The organism is Paenibacillus marchantiophytorum (genome assembly GCF_014640555.1).
GTDB lineage: Bacteria > Bacillota > Bacilli > Paenibacillales > NBRC-103111 > Paenibacillus_E > Paenibacillus_E marchantiophytorum.
Genome location: NZ_BMHE01000016.1, coordinates 32,036 through 52,534 on the forward strand (window position 1 = coordinate 32,036; position 20,499 = coordinate 52,534).

Here is a 20,499-nt window from a genome sequence, read left to right on the forward strand (position 1 = left end):
AAGCAGTTTCCGCTTAAATAGAGGATCTCAGTTCCCTTTCATGCTACGTTTACCCCATTTCCCGCCATTTAGCGGATCATAGTTCCTTTTCACGCGACGCTCTCTGCCATTGCAAAGCCCAAAGGGAACTAGCATCTGCTAGATTGCTGAAAACAGCTATGAAGACGCTCATCTCTTAGAGCGGCAAAGCCGCTTTTCTCGAAAAAGGATGTTAAGTAACGAAACACCCTCAAAGGAAGCAACAAGCGAACGTCGAATACTGTATTCATTAGCTAAAATAGTTACCTCTAGGAGGAGCGAAACGATGGATCAAGTACGTTGGGGAATTATCGGCTGCGGGGATGTTACGGAAGTTAAAAGCGGTCCGGCGCTGCAAAAAGTAGAAGGTTCCGAACTTGTCGCCGTGATGCGGCGTAATGGCGAGCTGGCCGAAGACTATGCCAAACGGCACGGGGTAGCCAAATGGTATGCTGATGCTGATGCGCTGATTCATGATCCTGATGTGAACGCGATTTATGTCGCGACACCGCCAGCTTTTCATCATGAATATGCCTTGTTGGCTGCGAGAGCGGGGAAACCTGTGTATGTGGAGAAGCCGATGGCCAGAAATCACCAGGAATGTCTGGAGATGATAGCCGCCTGCGAAGAGGCGCAAGTTCCTTTGTTTGTCGCCTATTATCGAAGAGGGCTGCCTAGGTTTGTAGAAATTAAACGCTTGCTGGACAGCGGCGTAATAGGGGATGTCCGTTTTGTGCAGACCACCTATTTGCAGCAGTTGAAGGATAAGCAGGGCGAAGAATTGCCTTGGCGCATCCAGCCGGAGCTGTCCGGTGGCGGGTTGTTCGTTGATTTGGCGAGTCATACGCTGGATATTCTTGATTATTTGTTGGGCCCTATTGGAGATGTCAAAGGCTTCGCTAGAAATCAGTCCAAGCGCTATCAAGTGGAGGACATCGTAACGACGACCTATGCCTTTGAATCCGGTGTAATGGGGACAGGCATCTGGGGCTTCAATACATTCACCTATAAGGATAGCAATGAAATCGTTGGCAGTCTGGGGAAAATCACATTTTCCACATTCGGCGATGATCTGCGCATAGAACGAATCGATGGTCAAATTGAGGAGCAGAAGATTCCGAATCCGCCACATATTCAGCAGCCGCTGATTACGAAGGTTGTTGAGGAATTAAGAGGAATTGGCCAAAGTCCAAGCACAGGGGTTACGGCTGCCCGGACGAATCGTGTTATGGATGAGCTGCTGAAGGATTATTATGCGAAGCCATCGCTATGATTGCGCTTGCACCAGATATTTACAAATCACACACATATGCGGATAAAACAATTGACGGAAACCCAAGAGGCAATTAAACTATGGTTAATTGTGATCAATACTTGGGTGTCTCACAGTCCTGCATCCTCAAGCTTTGCCAAGCGAAAGCGTTAAAGTGATGAGTGGAAAATGAGACCAAGTCAACAAATGGGAACGTAGAGAGGGGTAATTCATTTGAAAAAGAAAGCACTCGCGTCACTCGTTTTATCAGCAGCACTTATGCTTGTAGCAGCAGGTTGCGGGCAAAAGGCGGCGGACAAGTCTCCGGCAGCTACCACGCCAGCATCGACAGCACCGGCAGCTACAGCTGCAGCAGCGAAGAATTATAAAATTGCCATTTCGCAAATTGTTGAGCATCCTTCTTTGGATGCAACGCGTCAAGGCTTCTTGGCAGCGCTCAAAGATGCCGGGATCGTAGAAGGCACGAACTTGAAAGTTGATTTCAACAATGCTCAAGGCGACCAAACGAACAACTTATCCATCGCCCAAAAAATTGCCTCCGCGGACAATGATTTGGTACTTGGGATCGCAACACCATCCGCACAAGCAGTTGTGCAGCAAGTGAAGAAAGCGCCAATTCTGTTTGCAGCTGTTACGGATCCGCTGGCTGCCAAAATCGTTAGCAGTGTAGACAAACCGGGCGGCAATGTATCCGGAGCATCCGATACGAATCCAATGGCTGTAGCTCAATTAATGGATTTCGTAGCAACGAACATGCCAAAAATCAAAACGGTTGGTCTTGTTATCAACGAAGGCGAACCGAATGCTGTGATTATGGCTAAAAACGCGGAAGAATCCCTTACCAAACACGGTATTAAACTGATCAAAGCACCGGTAACAAACACTTCCGAAGTGAAGCAAGCGGCGCAATCTCTTGTAGGTCGCGCAGATGCGTTCTTGATCACGCTGGACAATACAGTTGTTAGCGGTGTAGACGGAATTATTCAAATTGCCAACGAGAAAAAGATGCCTTTCTTCTCCAGTGACCGTGATACGGTTGAAAAGGGAGCATTCGCAACAGTTGGTTTCAAATACTATGATCATGGCTACCAAGTAGGTCAAATGGCTGTTGAAATTCTTAAAAATGGCAAAAAACCTGCTGACATGAAAGTAACAGTTCCTGAGAAACTGGATCTGATTTTGAACCTGAAAGCAGCGAAAGCGCAAGGCGTAGAAGTTACGGACGCGATGAAAAATGCTGTGAAAGATAAAGAGAAAAACATCATTCAGTAAGCAGTAGGACACAAAAGGGGTGAACGTCACTTTCGTTCACCTCTTTTTTCAAAGCTAGGGAGGTTATTCAGATGATGGATTCCATGGTGGGTGCCGTCGAGTTAGGACTGCTTTATGCCTTAATGGCATTGGGCGTTTATATCACGTTTCGTATTCTTGATTTCCCCGATTTAACAGTAGACGGCAGCTTCACCACAGGCGGGGCAATCGCTGCGATCATGATATCGCACGGTTATTCACCGATCTTGGCTTGCTTGGCTGCTTTTGTGGGCGGACTTGCTGCCGGCGCCTGCACGGGCTTGCTTCATACGAAGGGCAAGATTAATGGCTTATTGTCAGGAATTCTGATGATGATTGCGCTGTACTCCATTAATATGCGCATTATGGGAAAACCGAATATCTCGCTTTTGGGCGCGGATACACTGTTCTCCACCATGAAGCCGATTACGGTCGTGCTCATTATTGTCATTGTGTTCAAGCTTCTGCTGGATGCTTTCTTGCATACGGACCTGGGGCTTTCGCTTCGAGCAACGGGGGATAACGCCCGAATGATCCGCAGTTTCGGAGCGAACACGGACCGCACGACGATCCTGGGCGTTAGCTTGTCCAATGGATTAGTCGCGCTGTCCGGTGCTTTGATTGCACAGCAATCAGGCTTTGCTGATATCTCGATGGGGATCGGAATGATCGTGATCGGGCTTGCTTCCGTTATTATTGGGGAAGCGATTTTCGGAGCTGGTTCAGTCTTTCGGGCGACGCTGGCGGCTGTTCTTGGTTCTATCGTGTACCGGATTGTGGTCGCGCTGGCGCTTCGTGTTGAATGGCTGAAAGCGTCTGACTTGAAGCTGATCACAGCCATCATCGTTATCATCGCGCTGGTACTGCCTTCTATTCAGCGCTCCATCAAGCAAAAAGCAATGGCAAAACGGCGCTCGGCTGAGCTCATCGCTCGCGCTGTGCAATTGAATAAGGGAGGTAAACGCTGATGCTTCAGCTCTCCAATGTTTCCAAGCTGTTCAACCCTGGCTCGGCGGATGAGAAAATCGCCCTGATCGGGATTAACCTCAACCTGAAACCCGGAGACTTCGTCACGGTCATAGGCAGCAACGGCGCCGGGAAGTCGACGCTGATGAATGTCATCTCCGGCGTCATGACGCCGGATGCCGGCGAAGTGCGGATCGGCGGCGAGGTCATTCACCACCTGCCGGAGTACGAGCGCAGCCGGTGGATCGGCCGCGTCTTTCAAGACCCCATGGCGGGGACGGCTCCTCGAATGACCATCGAGGAGAATCTCGCCATGGCGTATGCCCGCGGCAAGAAGCGCGGGCTCAGCTTCGGCGTCACCGCGCGCAAGCGCGCGCTGTTCCTGGAACAGCTCCAGCGCCTCGGGATCGGCCTGGAAGGCCGACTGCGCGCCAAGGTGGGGCTGCTCTCCGGCGGCGAGCGCCAAGCCCTCAGCTTGCTCATGGCGACGTTCACCAAGCCGCAGATTCTGCTGCTTGACGAGCATACGGCCGCGCTCGACCCCTCGCGCGCGGAGCTGATCACACGATTGACCGAGGACATCGTGCGCGAGATGAAGCTGACCACCCTGATGGTCACGCACAACATGGAGCAGGCGATCCGACTCGGCAACCGCCTGATCATGATGGACAAAGGCCGCATCATCCTTGATGTGACCGAAGAACGCAAAAAGGACCTCACCGTAGAGCAATTGCTCGGTGAGTTCGAGAACATAAGCGGCACCAAGCTGGCGGATGACCGCGTGGTGTTGGGATAAAGCAAAAAGGCTGTCTCCAAAGGTTGAAAACCTGGGGAGCAGCCTTTTTGCCATGTTGGCGGATACTGGAAACGGCGGTATGGCTGCCGAGCCCCTGGTCTCCCAGTCTCTGGTCTCCCAGTCTCTGGTCTCCCAGTCTCTAGTCTCCCAGCCCCCAGTCCCCCGAGCCCTCGTTCCCCCCAATCCCCTGATCTCGTGGTCCCCCGACCCCGTTGAGCTCCCGACCACTTGAAACTCCGACCCGCACCATCCATCTGTCATTCTAATGAACTGTATGATGCTTATAGACGAGAAATTGGCTACTTTGAAGATCTAATGAACTGAATTGGCGTTATCGAGCAGTTTTTAGGCGGAATGATGATCATTTACATGCAATAACGTATCGGGAATTCGTTAGATTTTTTTGATGAACCATTTTGATAAAATAAAGGTTGTTGAGTTCGTAAGGCGGATTGCCTCACGGTCCGTTGGCCTTCTGGGCAAGCCTCCATCTACAATGATAAGCACGGGCATTGGCCCCAGCTGCTGCTTTTTAATCAGTGACGCCTTCTCCTCCAGAACCTACGCCACCGATATACATCTGAGTATAGTGAGGCTTTTCAAAATATTACTTAGCAGCTGCGCTAGATTTAATAGCGGCATTAATCGCTGCTGGATCTTCTTTCTCAATCGGCCGCTTTTTGATAAATAAAGTAAGCGGCAAAGCGACGATTACAATGAAGGTTGCGAGCAAGTAAACATCATTGACACTCATGGTGAAGGCGTGTGTGCCTATAACCACTTTATCTTTGATGCCGCTGCTAACCAACTCGGTCGTATGTGAAGCGGTTTTGGATGACAGAACCGATGTGAAGAGGGCGATGGCGAACGAGCCGAAGACGTTGCGAACCCAGTTGCTGATCGATGTGGCATGGCCGGACATGGTCCGCGGAATTTGTTCCATACCCGCATTGCTCGCAGGCATGGTCGCCAGGGCAATACCGATGTTCCGAACGATCATCCAGAACAGAATATAGCTGCGAGATACGTCTACACTTAACCAGCTAAGCGTTAACGTACCGACAGCGATCAACGCAATTCCGCTGAACATAAGGACGCGAGGACCGAGAATGCCATACAGTTTCCCTACAATCGGCATGCACAGCGCCATGGCCAGTGATGCAGGAAGCAGAATCAGACCTGTATCCAGCGGGGTTACATGTTGAATATTTTGCAAGAAAATAGGCGTTAAAAAAGTCCCGGAATATAAACTAATGGTCACAATACTGGAAATAATAAGCGTTAACGAGTAACGTGTATTGCGTAAGAGACGAATATTTAACAGTGGTGATTCTACCGTTAGCTCTCTCCAAATGAAGAGGAGAAGGACGACGAATCCGAGAGCGAACAAGCCGATAACTTTACTCGATCCCCAACCCCAGGCATGACCTTGGGAGAAAGCGACCAGCAAAGAAAGGCTGCTGATAACGACAGTTAGCAAGCCAATGAGATCGAATTTTTTGGGCACGGAAAGACGGTAATAAGGAATCAATTTCAAAACTAAGAAAATAGCGACGAGACCGACAGGGATGTTCATGAGGAACAACCAGTGCCAGCTCCAATTTTGCAAAAGCCATCCGCTTAGCGTTGGACCGATCGCAGGAGCCATCATCGCCGATAAAGACCATAAGGAAATCGCGATAGGTTGTTTGTCGCGAGGGATTACTTGGTAGACAATCGTCATCGTAGCAGGCATAATGAGACCACTGAATGCCCCTTGTGCGATACGGAAAGCAATAAGCGAAGTTGCATCCCAAGAAATGGCGCATAAAAAGGAAAAGACCGTGAAACCAACGAGCGCTAACGCGTATAAACGCTTGTAGCTAAACCGTTCACCGAAATAGCCGGTAATCGGGGCAATGGTGCCGCTCGCGAGCATGAAGCCCGTAATCGTCCACTGAATCTTACTTAAATCGGTTTGGAAATGCTCGCTCAAAATCGGTATGGCAATATTTATCGTGCTCATACTCAGGATTGATACGAACGATCCGAAAAAAATGGCAATCATAACAGGCCAGAATCGGACTTGCTGTAAATCATCCTTACTCAAGGTGTTGCCTCCACTCCATCCATTGACTTCTTCGCCGGATTCTCTATAATTTGAATGAAAATCATCATACTACCAAAGATCTAATATGTCAATAATGACATATTAAAGGAGTGTCTATGAATACCCTTTCTTATGGCTTACTTAGTCTGTTAACCAAGCATTCCCGTACAGGTTACGAACTTATGCAGCATATTCAGCCTTTCTGGCAAGCGAAGCACAGCCAAATTTACCCACTCCTTGCTCTATTAGAGCAGAAGGGGTATGTAGCATTCGTGCATGTCCCGCAGTCCGATAAACCGGATAAAAAGGTATATTCGATAACGGACCTTGGCAAGGAAGCCATTCGTCATTGGATTAAGGAGCCAACGGATGATCCTGTTTTTCGCGATGAACTAGCGTTGAAAGTTTACTGCATCAGCCTCGTAGATAAAGAACATGCGTTGAAATTGCTTGCAGATCGCAAAGTGTATTATGTAAAGAAAAAAGAGCGCTTCAATCAACTGTTCGATAAATTCAAAGAAGAGAGCGGCAAGGATCTGGAGGATTTGGAGATCACAGATCTACAATTCGGCCCTTATGTTCTTGTGCGAAAAGCGATGATGAAGGTCGACGCAGATCTGACTTGGTGCGAGTGGATGAAGAAGAAGCTACACTAGGAGAGGAGTGGTGAATGTAACGGGGGTTATTGAGTGGTTCCTCCTAAAGGGCACAAAGGCTTAGCCGATCCGCACGTCTGTTATTTTCTTTCATAGGTATAATACGTATATGGAATCGTTCCGTTGACTGGCTGTTTGTAGGTTAATTGGAAGGATTCTTTGTCGAATGCCGGAAAATAAATATTTCCCGCGATTTCTTTCTCTACCTCTGTCAAATACAGTTTATCCGCTAACGGCAGCGCTTCTCTATATATCTCTCCGCCACCGGCGATGAAAATCTCGTCTTCGTCCTTCAAAAGTTCGAGCGCTTGCTCGAGGGACTTCACTGTTACACAATTCGTGTCTGTAATTTGCACCGTTCTAGAAATGATGACGGTCTTCCTCCGCGGCAAGGGCTTGCCAATGGATTCAAATGTTTTTCTCCCCATTATGACCGATTTCCCAAGCGTAAGTTCTTTGAATCGAATCTGCTCCCCAGGGATCTGCCAGGGAATAAGTTCGTCCATGCCAATGACGCCGTTCATGGAAGCTGCTGCGATAATTGAAATGATCATGCAATCGTTCCTCCTTTGTTGCTGTATGTAAAGGCCTTTTCAACTGCCGACATCCTGAATAACCGTTTGAATCTTCTGCAAGCGAATATACTCCGATTTTTCCAACTGGGGCCGGAAGTACGCATATAAATAAGCCGCATCCAGGAAATCGAGCCCTGGGTAACAAACGACTTCCTGCACGGCGTTCGGATTATCCATAATCACCTGCCACTCTCCTGTGCGATCGGCTGGCGCAATGGCTGTAAGCGCATGCCGTTTGGCCGCGATCGTTGCTTCGAGTTCGGCCCAGACATATTCCCACGACGGACTGAATTGAACAGGTTCCGGGAATAGGCTTCTGCCTTTGCTGACCGCGCTTTCGATCTCAGCCATGTCAGCATCCAAAGCCGTTTTAATGGCCTCTGTAAGGCCGTCGAGCAGCCTTCTGAAGCCGGAGTAGCCCTCCGACTGAACATCGTTTTGGAACGCAGCTTCTGCTTCGCTGGAAGAAAGACTTTTGAATTCCGTATAGGCTTGATTGACCATATCCGTGAATACCCCCAAATGGTTTCCTTTCTCCAAAATGTATCACAAAGTTTTTCCCGAAAAAAGTCCTTGCCTAACAAAAATTCGAAATGGTTTAAATTCAGTTTATAAAAGTCGCGTATGCTAAGTGCATTGACCGGCAGTAGCTAAGTAAGCCAAGCATTGTATGCTAAAATAAGGTTAAAATCAATCCGGCGAAGATTCTAAAAAAAGCGAGGCTTGAGGCAGATGGCTCCAATTCTGATTGTTGATGATGATCCTTATATCCGCGAACTGATCCGCGTATTCATGCAGAATGAGGGCTTCGATGTTGTCGAAGCCTCGGACGGCGCAGAAGCGCTGAAACTGCTCGAGACCGTCCAGGTAGATCTGGTGATCATGGATATCATGATGCCCAATATGGACGGCTGGGAGCTGTGCAAGGAGCTGCGGGAGCACTATGATCTCCCGCTGCTGATGCTCACCGCCAAAGGTGAGACCTCGCAGAAGGTCAAGGGCTTCGAGCTGGGCACAGACGATTACCTCGTCAAGCCTTTCGAGCCCGTGGAGCTGGCCATGCGGGTCAAGGCGCTGCTGAAGCGCTATAAAATTGCTTCGTCCCAGACCGTGCAGGTCGGCGATCTCAGCATGAATCGCAAAACCTTCGAAGCAACAGCCGGCTCCGAGAGCGTCACCCTGCCGCTCAAAGAATTCGAACTGCTCTATAAGCTGGCGAGCTACCCAGGAAAAACCTTTTCCCGTGATCAGCTCATCGAGCAGATCTGGGGTTTTGATTATGAAGGCAACGAGCGTACCGTTGACGTCCATATCAACCGCCTGCGGGAACGCTTCCCGGAGGAGCAGCATGCTTTTCGCATTGCGACGATCAGGGGGCTAGGGTATCGAATGGAGGTACTGCGATCATGAGCGGGGAGAAGCGCCAGGAGCAAGATGCGAGAGCAGAGCGAGAATGGCGCAAGGGGCGCCGAGAGCGCAGAAAGAAGCCGATGACCAAGCATTCCGCCATGCAATTTATTAGGGGCTTCCTATTTGCTCTTAGTATGTTTACTCTGATTGTTGGGTATTGGCTCGCTTTGTTCTACGGAACCTCTTGGTTATATGACTATCTTAACATGCGTCCTGCAGAGGTTGTCGTGCAGCTCATTAATTCGATAGGCGGGATGTTTCTCTGGGGCGTTACCATGGCCATTATGGGTCGGTTTTTTCGCAATAAACAAATGATCTTTTTCCAAAAAATGATTGCGGCCATTCGCAGCATGTCACGAGGAGATTTCAATGTTTCTGTGGAAGAGGACTTGCACGATAATGGGCCTTTCAACGAATTGGTAGAGTCTATTAATAACATGGCAGTCGAGCTGGGGCAGTTGGAGAAAATGAGACAGGAATTCATATCCAATGTCTCCCATGAGATCCAGTCTCCGCTTACTTCTATCAGCGGTTTCTCACGGGCGCTGCAGAATGAGCAGATTTCCCCGGCAGAGCGAAAGCACTATCTGGAGATTATTGAAGCAGAGAGTACAAGGCTCTCGAAACTTAGCGATAATTTGCTCAAGCTGACCTCACTAGAGTCACAGCATCATCCTTTTGAACCGACCAGCTACCGGTTAGACAAGCAAATTCGCAATCATATTCTGGCTTGTGAACCACAATGGGTGGATAAAGAAATTGAGATGGACATCGAATTAGAGGCAGTCGCTTTATCGGCGGATGCTGACTTGCTTAGTCAGGTATGGACAAATTTGATTCATAATGCGATTAAATTCGCGCCATTTGGCGGTACGATAGGCGTTCATATCACGGCAAGCCGGGAAGAAGCGATTGTTCGTATTTCCAATAATGGCATCCATATATCGGAGGAGGATCTGCCCCACATATTTGAACGCTTCTACAAGGCGGATAAGTCGAGAAACCGACTTTCAGGCGGAAATGGACTGGGCTTGTCTATTGTGAAAAAGATCATCGATATGCATGGAGGCTCGATTGCCGTAGAAAGTGAACCGGAGAAGACGACGACGTTCATTGTTCGTTTGTCCTTACCCAACTAAGTTTTTGAACACAAATAGGGACCCCCGCTTATCTGAGATAACCGGAGGCCCCTAAGGTTCATTCATAGTATTCAATTGTACCTACACACACTCCAATCAACCAACTGACGTTGAAATTACGACATTACGTACTTACGGATCCTTTCCTCGAATAAACGCTAATCACATTTACCGGTTGGATTCCCACATGTCCGATGAACGTTACCGTTCCCGCACCTTTTCTTCTGTCGTTTGAAGGAAAAGTGGACATGCTTCGCTAACGTGGTCCATTGGACTATCCCCTTCCTTAGTTAGGGTATCCTCGCTACTCTCCGAATGCCGTACCATCTGTCCGGCTTGTCCTTCAAGTAAGCTTGTCCTTATACTAATCTATTATTTTAATATTGTAAATATTCAGAATATTTAGTTATAAGGGTTCTGCGGAGCCTGGCTTTACATTTCCTTTATAATCCTCGCGTATACGTTGTTTTTGGATATCAACCATCAGTTGATCTCCTCATTCACTGTGGGCTATAAAAAACGCTTAACGAATTTGTATCCTGTTTCTTGAAAACCAAGAGGCTCACGGTCAGCGCGGGACTCGTCATGTTTCTCGGAACCTGAGATCCACCACATCCCTGTGCAGTCGTGCTTCTGGGTTAATTGCTCGGCATAGCTTTTTAATTTATCTGCAGCGGCTGGGGGGTTGTTGGCTTCGTTGACTGAAATTACAGAGATTTCGCTGTATTTAAAAATAGTGTCTGCGCTTTGCCGAACGCGAAAGCCCAAAGTTCCCAGAATTTGATTCTTTTCCTCGTATACATAAAGGGATTCATTGGGATTTTCCCGCATAAAATGCAGCCTGTTCTCAATGTGCAAAGGGGATATCGTTTTCCCGGTGCGTTCTGAAATAAAAGAGCTGATTTCTTTGGTATCTTGGGATGTAGCTTCACGAATGATATAAGTCATAAATAAATAGCCTTCTTTCTAGTATCCTATGTTTCTGTAATTATACCATATATTGGAACATAAGTTCTACATTTGTTGGATAGCGTTAGCGAAAAAATCGATGGTGACACAAAAAAAGATTGAACAGAATGACTTCTGCACAATCTTTTATGTAAAAGATGATAGATGGATTACACGCCCGCATGGATCGTGTTCAAGGTCGTGCGATCACTCGCTTGGACGAGTTTGATGAGCAGTTCCTTCGCGGCGGCATAATCATCTACGTGGAGAATAGACGCGGAAGTGTGGATGTATCGCGCGCAGACGCCAATGACGGCGGAAGGAATGCCGGTGCCTTGCACGTGCACTTGACCAGCGTCTGTCCCACCGGCGGAGATGAAGTATTGATACGGGATCTTATGCGTCTCCGCCGTATCCAGAATGAACTCTACCATCCCGCGGTGGGTGATCATCGTGGGATCGAAAATACGCAGCAGCGCCCCGCGCCCCAACTGCCCAAAAGCATTGCGGTCGCCGGTCATATCCCCGGCGGCACTGGCATCCAGCGCGTAGAACAAATCCGGCTGAATGAGATTCGCCGCCGTGCGTCCGCCGCGCACGCCAACCTCTTCCTGTACGGTTGCGCCTGCGTACAGGATGTTCGGGAGCTTCGTACCGTGAAGCTCCTTCATCAGCTCAATCGCCAGGCCGACGCCGTAGCGATTGTCCCAAGCCTTGGCCATAATCCGCTTCGGATTGGCCAGAGGGGTGAATGGGCAGATGGGAACAATCTGCTGCCCGAGCTTGATGCCGATGGCGAGCGCATCGGCTTTGTCTTCCGCGCCGATGTCGATATACATCGTCTTGATGTCTGCGGGCTTGCTGCGTGACGCTTCGTCCAGCAAGTGGACGGGCACCGAGCCGATCACACCGATGATCGGCCCCTGCGGGGTCATGATCTGCACGCGCTGCGCGGGCAGCACTTGGCTGAACCAGCCGCCGAGCGGCTGGAACTTGATCGTGCCGTGCTCGGTGATGCCGCTGACGAGGAAGCCAACCTCGTCGAAATGGCCGGCAACCATGATTTTCGGTCCGGCTTCATCGCCGCGCAGGATGCCGAACAAACTGCCGAGTCCGTCCTGGACGAACTCCTGTGTATATTTCTCCAATTCGCCGCGTACAAAAGTGCGAATCTCTCTTTCGAACCCAGGCGCTGCCTGAAGTTCAGTCAGAGTTCGGAACAGTTCTAAAGTTTCTGTATTCATGTGGATTCCCTCGCTTTATCAAGTGTGATCTTCTGGCTGTGCAACAAAGTATGAGGATTATTTTAACATAGGGAAGCCGAAAGCGATAAATGCACAACTGACCCTTGACTAAACTAATGACATTAGTTATATTACTAATATAAATAGTAAACAGGAGGCGTTATTATGAAAATCACGCAAATCGGTCAGGTCTATCAAGTTGCTTTTATGCCAAACATATTCCCCGTTAATTGTTATTTGGTCGAGGAAGAACAAGAGCTAACTTTGGTTGATGCGGCGATGCCATTCAGTGTCAATGGCATCCTGGAAGCTGCTTCCAAGATAGGGAAACCCATTACCCGCATTGTACTCACTCACGCTCATGGGGATCACATCGGCGCACTAGATGGTTTGAAAAAGGCGCTGCCGCAAGCCATCGTGCATATCTCTCGCCGAGATGGAAAGCTGCTGGCTGGGAATCAAGAGCTGGAAGCTGGCGAGCCGAACCAGCCGATCAAAGGGGCCGTGCCTAAACCTGGCGCGATCCAAACGAAACCGGATGTTTATTTGGAAGATGGCGATAGGGTTGGCTCTTTGCAAGCGGTAGCGGCGCCTGGACATACACCGGGAATGATGGCATTCTTGGATATACGCAGCCGTGCGTTGATTGCGGGCGACGCGTTTCAAGTGCGCGGCGGATTTGCTGTATCCGGTGTGGTGAAATTCTGGTTTCCGTTCCCGGCCATGGCAACTTGGAGCAAAGAAGTGTCACTGGCAAGCGCAGTTAAACTGCGGGCCTTGAAACCAAGTCTGATAGCCGTCGGTCACGGTCAGATGATCGTGCAGCCGCAAGCGATGTTGGATAAGGCTGTGGATGAAGCGTCGAAGAATTTTCAAATTGAAATCGCAAGCATTTAGAGATGGGGGAGCAGCATGGCCGTTCGACAAGGATTAGATACGGAAACCGTGCTTCAAGCAGCAATTGAAATTGCTGACGTGCAGGGGATCGAGCAAGTGACTTTAGCTGCATTAGCCGCCAAATTGAATGTGAAGACACCCTCACTTTACAACCATATTAAAGGACTGCCGGATCTCAGGAGATTGATGTCGCAGCGGAGTTTACAAGATATCAAGGCGGCGATGGTCGATGCTGTGATCGGCAAATCGGGGGATGAGGCACTGTTGGCAGCTGGCTTCGCTTACGTGAATTTTGCCCGCAATCAACCGGGTTTATATGATGCTATGGCGGCGCTGCCTGATTTAGAAGATCCGCAAGTCAAGGAAGCGAGCACGCAAGTGGTGATGTTTATTCTTCGACTTCTGGCGTCGTATTCATTGAGTGAGGAGGATGCTTTGCATGTTGTGCGCGGATTCCGCAGCATCGTGCATGGCTTCTCATCCCTGGAGATGAAGAATGGCTTCCGTATGGGGTTGGAGCGTAATGAGAGCTTGAGGAGGCTTTTGACGACTTACTTGAGGGGATTGTCGGTTACAAGTTGAACAGGTGAAATAGTAGATGAGTGAGTTGGATAGGCAGCGCGGAGCAATCTGTGGCTGTCTTTTTTATTAGAGAATAGGGGTCTCTGAGAGCTTCTATTCCCTAGAAAAGTAGCCGCTCAAGGCAAATAGAAGACCCTAAGGGCCTTTATTTGCAGAAATGGCTTGTCAAAATTCACCCTTTCCAGGGATAGGAGTCTCTGGAGGCTTCTAAATAGGCTGAAAATAGAGAATTTGCATGAATAGGAGCTTTCAAAGGCTCTTATATGGGGCGTACTGCTTTCACTAGCAAGGAAATGAAAGTAGATACGACAGCTGCAGCTGTAGGTTGCGCATTTTGGAGCAAAGCAGGTTTATCGTTTTGAACACGCTTTTAGTATAATAGGAGGATAAGGCTGAGAGGTAGAAGGAGCAGAGCATTGGAATGATGGACGATAAGGGTAAGCAATTATCGGTTTTGCGAAGGAATGTGGGGATTTTTGCTCACGTCGACGCGGGAAAGACAACGACAACGGAGCATCTTCTTTATCATAGCGGGCGGATTCGGGCCTTGGGTAGTGTAGATAGCGGGACCGCGCAGACGGATTCTATGGACGTGGAGCGGGAGCGGGGGATCTCGGTGCGCAGCGCGACGACGGCTTTTTCGTGGAAGGATACGTTGATTAATCTGGTGGATACGCCGGGGCATGTGGATTTCCTGTCGGAGGTGGAGCGCGCGCTGCGGGTGATGGACGGAGCCATTCTGATCGTGTCAGCGGTGGAGGGCGTGCAGTCGCAAACGGAGATGATTTGGCATGCGCTCAAGTCGCTGCAGATTCCAACCTTGCTGTATGTGAATAAAATGGATCGTGTTGGCGCGGATCTGACACGCGTACTGGAGGAGATTCACAAGCAGCTCACACCGATGGCGGTGCCGATTCATGCGCCGCTCGGTATAGAGGACACGTTCCGCGGTGCGGTGAACGTGCTGGATCTCGACCCCGCCGCTGCGGTCGAAAAGCTCTCCGAGCTCGACGAGCCGCTGCTGGCGAGCTATATCGAAGGCGTGCCCATCCCGGCACGCCAAGTGAAATCAACCCTGCAGCATTATGCGCGGCAGGGGCTGGCTTATCCTTTGCTGGTGGGAGCCTCCAGCAAAGGGATCGGGATCGAGGAGCTGCTGGAAGCCATCCTCGATTACTTGCCCGGGCCGAGCGGCAGCGCGGAGCAGCCGCTTTCGGCCGTGGTGTTCAAGGTCGAGCGGGACAAGACCATGGGGCGCATGGCTTACGTCCGCCTCTATGAGGGGGCGATCCGCAACCGGGACACCGTCTTCAACAACACGCGAGGCGTGGAGGAGAAGGTGACCCAGATCCGCCGAATCGACGGCCGCCGCGCCGAGGATATTGGGTTCGTGGGGGCGGGCGACATCGCCGCCGTCTGCGGTTTGACGCAGGTGCGAATCGGAGACGTTCTGGGCCAACCGGACGCTGTTCCGCCTGCTCCCCAGTTGGCAGTTCCGCTGTTGACGGTACAGGTGCATGCAGAGAACAATGCGCAGTATCCTGCGCTAGTTGCTGCACTGCAGGAGCTGACGGATGAAGATCCGCTGCTTGACTTGCAGTGGCTCCAAGAGGAGCGGGAGCTCCACGTGAAGGTGATGGGCGCAATTCAGCTGGAGATCCTGACCAGTCTGCTCGCTTCCAGATTCGGACTCCAGGCTAGATTCGATCAGCCTTCCGTGATTTACAAAGAAACCCCCTCGCAATCAGGCGAAGGCTTCATCGCCTATACGATGCCCATGCCGTGTTGGGCGATCTTGCGCTTTCACATCGAGCCCGGTGAACCGGGAAGCGGGCTCGTCTATCAATCGCTGGTACGCGGCGAGCAGCTGCTCGTGCAGTACCAGAATGAAGTGGAGCGCCGCGTGCCGGAGGCGCTCCAGCAAGGTCTGCTCGGTTGGGAAGTGACCGACCTGAAAGTCACGCTCACGTATGGCGAGCACCATGTGTGGCACACCCATCCGCTCGACTTCGCTGTCGCTACGCCAATGGGTCTAATGCAGGGCCTCGCCCAGACAGGCACAAAGCTGCTTGAGCCGATGCTGCAAGTGCGCATTACCGTACCCGAAGTCTACGGCGGCAAGGTGCTCAGCGATCTGGTGCAGATGCGCGCGATCTTCGATCCGCCGCAGATTAGCGGCGACCGTTTCGTCGTGGAAGGCAAGCTGCCTGTGGCCACATCTTTGGACTATCCAGTGAAGCTCAGCGCCATGTCTGGCGGCCGAGGCGTGATAACGTCATCCTTCGGAGGGTATCAGCCGAGTCCGCCCGATGTACAGGCCGAGCGCAGGAGGCGGGGCGTGAATCCACTCGACCAGTCCAAGTATATTCTGGCAGTACGCAAAGCGCTGTCGACATAAAAGGGTCATCTTGTGCATTGACAGCAGGCACCCCCCTCAGTACAATGAGGGTAAGTTAATACACTGTGACGGAGATCGGGAGACTCACTAAGAAACGCCAATTGCATATAATTGGCACTTCTTGGTGAGTTTTTTATTGTTTTGAAGGAGGCGAGGGCCATGTCATTAGAAACGCAGCGCATTTTACCAGCGATTAAGAAAATGAAGGATTTGGAGAAGCTGCTCAAGTCGTCTTTTACCTATATTGTGCTGCTCGATAGCCACATCGGGCAATTGAAGAATATTGTCGATTTGGGCCGTGCCAACGGGAAGAAGCTGCTGCTGCATGCGGACTTGATCGAAGGACTCAAGAATGACGAGTACGCTGCTGAATTTTTATGTCAAAGCATTCGCCCTGCCGGCATTATCTCGACGCGCGGGAATGTGATCACGAAGACCAAACAGAATGGTCTGATTGCTATTCAGCGGCTCTTTCTACTAGACAGCAGTGCTTTGGACAAAAGCTACACCCTTCTCGAGAGAACGCAGCCTGATTATATTGAGGTGCTGCCCGGTGTGATTCCGCATATCATTCGGGAAGTGAAGGAGCGAGCGGGGATTCCTATTTTTGCAGGAGGCCTCATTCGGTCTGTCGAGGATGTGGAGCAAGCGCTAGGAGCCGGGGCGACCGCGGTGACTACGTCACAAACGGAATTGTGGGAGCACTATCACAAGCGATCTTGAACAATTGGAGGCATGACCATGACAGCGACAGGGATGAATCCCTCTTATATACTTTCCCTCGACCAGGGAACTACGAGCTCTAGAGCTATCCTTTTTGATCAAAAAGGGCATATTGTGCATACCGCGCAGCAGGAATTTAAGCAGCATTTTCCAAAGCCAGGCTGGGTGGAGCATGATGCCAATGAAATCTGGCTTTCTATTCAGGGGGTCATGGCAGCTGTTTTATCCGAATCCGGTGTACAGCCTGCGGCAATTGCAGGAATCGGTATCACGAACCAGCGCGAAACGGCGGTTGTCTGGGATCGTCACACGGGCATGCCTGTGTATCATGCGATTGTTTGGCAGTCTCGTCAAACCGCTGATATTTGCGAAACGTTGAAGGCTCAGGGGCTGAGCGACTTGTTCCGGGAACGCACAGGACTGTTGATTGACGCTTACTTCTCAGCGACCAAAATCAAATGGATTTTGGATCATGTCGAGGGTGCTCGAGAGAAGGCGTCGCGTGGAGAACTACTCTTTGGCACGATGGATACGTGGCTGATTTGGAAATTGACAGGCGGCAAGGCGCACGTGACGGATTATTCAAACGCTTCGCGTACGCTCATCTACAATATTCATGAGTTGAAATGGGATGAGGAGCTGCTCGTTCATCTGGACATTCCGGCTGGGATGCTCCCGGAAGTTCGTTCGTCGTCTGAGATATATGGCTATACGCAGGAAAGCCTCTTCTTCGGATCAGCGATTCCGATTGCTGGTGCGGCAGGAGATCAGCAGGCTGCTTTGTTCGGGCAAGCCTGCTTCGAAAAAGGCATGGCCAAGAATACCTATGGCACAGGCTGCTTCATGCTGATGAACACGGGCAATCACGCGATACCTTCGCGCAGCGGGCTTTTGACGACGATTGCTTGGGGGCTCGGGGGCAAGGTCGAGTATGCGCTGGAAGGCAGTATTTTCGTGGCAGGATCGGCGATTCAGTGGCTGCGTGACGGGCTGCGGATGATTAAATCGGCCAAGGATACGGAAGACTATGCGAAGCGGGTGGCTTCGACTGACGGTGTGTACGTCGTGCCTGCTTTCGTTGGGCTAGGTACTCCTTATTGGGACAGCGATGTTCGGGGAGCTATTTTCGGATTGACGCGCGGCACTTCCAAAGAACATTTCATTCGCGCAACGCTCGAATCCCTCGCTTACCAAACGAAGGATGTGCTCCAGGCGATGGAGGACGATTCCGGTATTCAGTTGACCAAGCTGCGTGTCGATGGTGGTGCTGTGAAGAACGACTTCCTCATGCAGTTCCAAAGCGATATGCTGGGTGTTACGGTGGAGCGTCCTGTGATTAGTGAGACAACGGCGCTTGGCGCGGCCTTCCTGGCCGGTTTGGCGGTCGGCTTTTGGCAGGATCAGGCGGAGATTGCCGCGCAGTGGCAGGTGGATCAGGCTTTCGACCAATCGATGGCTAAGGAACAGCAAGTGAAGTTGTACAGCGGCTGGAAAAAAGCAGTAAATGCCGCAATGGCTTTCAAATAATCAATAGCAATGATATACTTATAACAAGTTAATATTCGGTTGGAGACTAGGAGAAGCCATAGCGGCCTACACGTGTGAACGTGTTAGGTGTGTTGTGGCTTTTTTATTTTGATAAACGCGAGGAGAGATTGAGATGGCAATGGGACAGAACCATACACATACAACGACGGAAACACACGGATTCAGCGGGTTAAATAGGACTCAAATGCTGCAGGCTATGTCGGAACAGCCTTTGGACTTAATCGTTATTGGCGGCGGTATCACGGGCGCAGGAATTGCCTTGGATGCGCAAAGTAGAGGGCTTCGCACGGCACTGATTGAGATGCAGGACTTCGCTGCCGGGACATCGAGCCGTTCGACCAAATTAGTTCATGGCGGGCTGCGCTACTTGAAGCAGTTGGATGTGAAGGTTGTGGCGGAAGTCGGCAAGGAGCGAGCGATTGTTTATGAAAATGGCCCTCACGTCACGACGCCGGAGTGGATGCTGCTGCCCTTCTACAAAGGGGGCACATTCGGGAAGTTGTCTACGTCCCTTGGACTGCGTGTGTATGATTTCTTGGCAGGTGTCAAAAGGTCTGAACGCCGCAAGATGTTTCGTCCGGAGCAGACGCTTTCCCACGAGCCGCTTTTGAAGAAGAAGGATCTGAAAGGCGGCGGTTATTATGTGGAATACCGGACAGATGATGCGAGGTTAACCATTGAAGTGATGAAAAAAGCCGTCGAATTGGGCGCTTTGGCCGTGAACTATGCCAAGGTGGAGGAGCTGCTGGTTGAGAACGGGAAGCTGATTGGCGTGCGGGTTGTGGATCAGATGGGCGGCAGTGGAGCGGGTGCAGAAGCAGGGAGCGGGCGGTCTTACTCGCTGTACGCGAGCAAGATTGTAAATGCCGCAGGTCCGTGGGTGGACACCTTGCGCGAGATGGATAGATCCAAGCAAGGCAAGACGCTGCACCTGACCAAGGGGGTGCATCTGGTGTTCGATCAGAGCAAGTTTCCGCTGCGGCAGGCGATTTATTTCGATACGCCGGACGGGCGGATGGTGTTTGCCATTCCGCGAGACGGCAAAACGTACATCGGGACGACCGATACCAATTACAAAGGGGATATCGCGAATCCCCGCATCACGCTCGCGGACCGCGCTTATGTGCTGCGCGCCGCGAACGAGATGTTCCCGTCCCTCGGGTTGACGGAGGCTGACGTCGAATCGAGCTGGACCGGGCTGCGCCCGCTGATCCATCAAGAGGGCAAAGACCCTTCCGAGATTTCGCGGCGCGATGAAATCTTCGTGTCTGCGTCCGGCCTGATCTCTATGGCCGGAGGAAAGTTGACCGGCTACCGCAAAATGGCGGAGTCGGTCGTGGACAAGATCGCCGCCATGCTGCTGACGGAGGGTACGGTCTCGGCGGCGCTGCCGGCGAGCCGCACCCGAACGCTGCCGATCTCCGGCGGCGAGGTGGGCGGCTCCGCGAAGCTGGCGCCGTTCTTGCAAGGCAAGATCAGCCAAGGCCAGCGGCTGGGGCTGACCGAGAGCGAAGCTGCGCTGCTAGCGCACCGCTACGGCTCCAACGTGGACGCCGTATTCGAGCTGCTGGAGCAGCACCAGGCTGAAGCGGCGCAGCGGGGCATGCCCGCCGCTGTGCTCGCTGCGCTCGTGTACGCGATGGAGCGCGAGATGGTCGTGAAGCCGGCGGATTTCTTCATCCGCCGGACGGGCGCCCTCTTCTTCAACATCGCGTGGGCCAAGAAGTGGAAGGCGCCGGTGGGCGCCTACCTGGCAGAGCGCTTCGGCTGGGACGAAGCTCAGGCTAAGGCTTATGCAGCCGAGTTGGAGCTGCTGCTGCATGAGGCGGTGAACCCGCTGGAGGCTTAGGCTTCTGGCGAAAAGTTTGCTGTTCATTGGATGGCATATAATCACAAAATATAGAAATATTAATTTTTATTTGTTTTATTTTGGAATAAGATACAATG

General features: G+C 51.1%; 18 protein-coding genes. 13 read left to right on the top strand and 5 right to left on the bottom strand.

Annotated features, from left to right (window positions below; genetic code table 11):
- Positions 1–304 precede the first annotated feature (304 nt).
- The 4 genes from IEY34_RS16580 to IEY34_RS16595 all read left to right on the top strand — a co-directional run bounded on the left by IEY34_RS16580 (position 305) and on the right by IEY34_RS16595 (position 4,343).
- Positions 305–1,291, top strand: coding sequence for a Gfo/Idh/MocA family protein (locus tag IEY34_RS16580; RefSeq protein ID WP_189013134.1), 987 nt, complete (start codon positions 305–307; stop codon positions 1,289–1,291).
- 213 nt (positions 1,292–1,504) lie between these two features.
- A complete protein-coding gene (locus IEY34_RS16585) occupies positions 1,505–2,563 on the top strand; it encodes an ABC transporter substrate-binding protein (protein WP_229757684.1) in 1,059 nt (352 codons plus the stop codon).
- 71 nt (positions 2,564–2,634) lie between these two features.
- Complete coding sequence (locus IEY34_RS16590; protein WP_189013136.1) at positions 2,635–3,549, top strand: ABC transporter permease; 915 nt, start codon at positions 2,635–2,637, stop codon at positions 3,547–3,549.
- Positions 3,549–4,343 (top strand): ABC transporter ATP-binding protein, encoded by a 795-nt coding sequence (locus IEY34_RS16595; RefSeq protein WP_189013138.1) that lies wholly within the window; start codon positions 3,549–3,551, stop codon positions 4,341–4,343. The genes IEY34_RS16590 and IEY34_RS16595 overlap by 1 nt, the downstream gene beginning before the upstream one ends.
- A gap of 607 nt (positions 4,344–4,950) precedes the next feature.
- Here IEY34_RS16595 and IEY34_RS16600 read toward each other — a convergent pair.
- On the bottom strand, positions 4,951–6,432 hold the full coding sequence (locus IEY34_RS16600; RefSeq protein WP_308423028.1) for an MDR family MFS transporter: 1,482 nt from the start codon (positions 6,430–6,432) through the stop codon (positions 4,951–4,953).
- A 116-nt stretch (positions 6,433–6,548) separates the two neighbouring features.
- Here IEY34_RS16600 and IEY34_RS16605 point away from each other — a divergent pair, with 116 nt between their 5' ends.
- Positions 6,549–7,088, top strand: coding sequence for a PadR family transcriptional regulator (locus IEY34_RS16605; protein WP_189013140.1), 540 nt, complete (start codon positions 6,549–6,551; stop codon positions 7,086–7,088).
- Positions 7,089–7,168: 80 nt separating this feature from the next.
- Here IEY34_RS16605 and IEY34_RS16610 read toward each other — a convergent pair whose 3' ends face one another.
- Both IEY34_RS16610 and IEY34_RS16615 read right to left on the bottom strand, forming a co-directional pair.
- Positions 7,169–7,642 carry a dihydrofolate reductase gene (locus tag IEY34_RS16610; protein ID WP_229757685.1) on the bottom strand — a complete coding sequence of 158 codons (474 nt, stop codon included), beginning with the start codon at positions 7,640–7,642 and terminating at the stop codon, positions 7,169–7,171.
- A 39-nt stretch (positions 7,643–7,681) separates the two neighbouring features.
- Positions 7,682–8,167, bottom strand: coding sequence for a hypothetical protein (locus IEY34_RS16615; protein ID WP_189013142.1), 486 nt, complete (start codon positions 8,165–8,167; stop codon positions 7,682–7,684).
- Positions 8,168–8,395: 228 nt separating this feature from the next.
- On the opposite strand from IEY34_RS16615, the gene IEY34_RS16620 reads away from it, so the two are divergent.
- Entirely contained in the window at positions 8,396–9,073 is a 678-nt protein-coding gene (locus IEY34_RS16620) for a response regulator transcription factor (RefSeq protein ID WP_189013143.1), read from the top strand.
- A complete protein-coding gene (locus tag IEY34_RS16625; RefSeq protein WP_229757686.1) occupies positions 9,070–10,212 on the top strand; it encodes a sensor histidine kinase in 1,143 nt (380 codons plus the stop codon). The genes IEY34_RS16620 and IEY34_RS16625 overlap by 4 nt, the downstream gene beginning before the upstream one ends.
- A gap of 510 nt (positions 10,213–10,722) precedes the next feature.
- Here IEY34_RS16625 and IEY34_RS16630 read toward each other — a convergent pair.
- Both IEY34_RS16630 and IEY34_RS16635 read right to left on the bottom strand, forming a co-directional pair.
- Positions 10,723–11,160: a GNAT family N-acetyltransferase gene (locus IEY34_RS16630; protein WP_189013144.1), complete on the bottom strand. Its 438-nt coding sequence runs from the start codon at positions 11,158–11,160 to the stop codon at positions 10,723–10,725.
- A gap of 170 nt (positions 11,161–11,330) precedes the next feature.
- Positions 11,331–12,404 carry a M42 family metallopeptidase gene (locus IEY34_RS16635; RefSeq protein ID WP_189013145.1) on the bottom strand — a complete coding sequence of 358 codons (1,074 nt, stop codon included), beginning with the start codon at positions 12,402–12,404 and terminating at the stop codon, positions 11,331–11,333.
- A 165-nt stretch (positions 12,405–12,569) separates the two neighbouring features.
- Here IEY34_RS16635 and IEY34_RS16640 point away from each other — a divergent pair, with 165 nt between their 5' ends.
- The 6 genes from IEY34_RS16640 (at position 12,570) to IEY34_RS16665 (ending at position 20,401) form a co-directional block, all read left to right on the top strand.
- A complete protein-coding gene (locus tag IEY34_RS16640; RefSeq protein WP_189013146.1) occupies positions 12,570–13,301 on the top strand; it encodes an MBL fold metallo-hydrolase in 732 nt (243 codons plus the stop codon).
- 15 nt (positions 13,302–13,316) lie between these two features.
- A complete protein-coding gene (locus tag IEY34_RS16645; RefSeq protein WP_189013147.1) occupies positions 13,317–13,883 on the top strand; it encodes a TetR/AcrR family transcriptional regulator in 567 nt (188 codons plus the stop codon).
- A 421-nt stretch (positions 13,884–14,304) separates the two neighbouring features.
- Positions 14,305–16,281 (top strand): GTP-binding protein, encoded by a 1,977-nt coding sequence (locus tag IEY34_RS16650; RefSeq protein ID WP_229757687.1) that lies wholly within the window; start codon positions 14,305–14,307, stop codon positions 16,279–16,281.
- A gap of 159 nt (positions 16,282–16,440) precedes the next feature.
- Complete coding sequence (locus IEY34_RS16655) at positions 16,441–17,004, top strand: glycerol-3-phosphate responsive antiterminator (protein ID WP_189013148.1); 564 nt, start codon at positions 16,441–16,443, stop codon at positions 17,002–17,004.
- Between the two features lie 18 nt (positions 17,005–17,022).
- Positions 17,023–18,531, top strand: a complete 1,509-nt coding sequence (gene glpK / locus IEY34_RS16660; protein WP_229757688.1) for a glycerol kinase GlpK — start codon at positions 17,023–17,025, stop codon at positions 18,529–18,531.
- Positions 18,532–18,664: 133 nt separating this feature from the next.
- Positions 18,665–20,401, top strand: a complete 1,737-nt coding sequence (locus tag IEY34_RS16665; RefSeq protein WP_373291264.1) for a glycerol-3-phosphate dehydrogenase/oxidase — start codon at positions 18,665–18,667, stop codon at positions 20,399–20,401.
- The last annotated feature ends 98 nt before the right edge of the window (positions 20,402–20,499 follow it).

Coding starts and splice junctions, on each gene's coding strand:
- IEY34_RS16650 (WP_229757687.1), top strand. CDS start 14,305: ATGATGGACGATAAGGGTAAGCAATTATCGGTTTTGCGAAGGAATGTG.
- IEY34_RS16630 (WP_189013144.1), bottom strand. CDS start 11,160: ATGACTTATATCATTCGTGAAGCTACATCCCAAGATACCAAAGAAATC.
- IEY34_RS16635 (WP_189013145.1), bottom strand. CDS start 12,404: ATGAATACAGAAACTTTAGAACTGTTCCGAACTCTGACTGAACTTCAG.
- IEY34_RS16610 (WP_229757685.1), bottom strand. CDS start 7,642: ATGATCATTTCAATTATCGCAGCAGCTTCCATGAACGGCGTCATTGGC.
- IEY34_RS16625 (WP_229757686.1), top strand. CDS start 9,070: ATGAGCGGGGAGAAGCGCCAGGAGCAAGATGCGAGAGCAGAGCGAGAA.
- IEY34_RS16640 (WP_189013146.1), top strand. CDS start 12,570: ATGAAAATCACGCAAATCGGTCAGGTCTATCAAGTTGCTTTTATGCCA.
- IEY34_RS16590 (WP_189013136.1), top strand. CDS start 2,635: ATGATGGATTCCATGGTGGGTGCCGTCGAGTTAGGACTGCTTTATGCC.
- IEY34_RS16620 (WP_189013143.1), top strand. CDS start 8,396: ATGGCTCCAATTCTGATTGTTGATGATGATCCTTATATCCGCGAACTG.
- IEY34_RS16595 (WP_189013138.1), top strand. CDS start 3,549: ATGCTTCAGCTCTCCAATGTTTCCAAGCTGTTCAACCCTGGCTCGGCG.
- IEY34_RS16655 (WP_189013148.1), top strand. CDS start 16,441: ATGTCATTAGAAACGCAGCGCATTTTACCAGCGATTAAGAAAATGAAG.
- IEY34_RS16645 (WP_189013147.1), top strand. CDS start 13,317: ATGGCCGTTCGACAAGGATTAGATACGGAAACCGTGCTTCAAGCAGCA.
- glpK (WP_229757688.1), top strand. CDS start 17,023: ATGACAGCGACAGGGATGAATCCCTCTTATATACTTTCCCTCGACCAG.
- IEY34_RS16580 (WP_189013134.1), top strand. CDS start 305: ATGGATCAAGTACGTTGGGGAATTATCGGCTGCGGGGATGTTACGGAA.
- IEY34_RS16615 (WP_189013142.1), bottom strand. CDS start 8,167: ATGGTCAATCAAGCCTATACGGAATTCAAAAGTCTTTCTTCCAGCGAA.
- IEY34_RS16665 (WP_373291264.1), top strand. CDS start 18,665: ATGGCAATGGGACAGAACCATACACATACAACGACGGAAACACACGGA.
- IEY34_RS16605 (WP_189013140.1), top strand. CDS start 6,549: ATGAATACCCTTTCTTATGGCTTACTTAGTCTGTTAACCAAGCATTCC.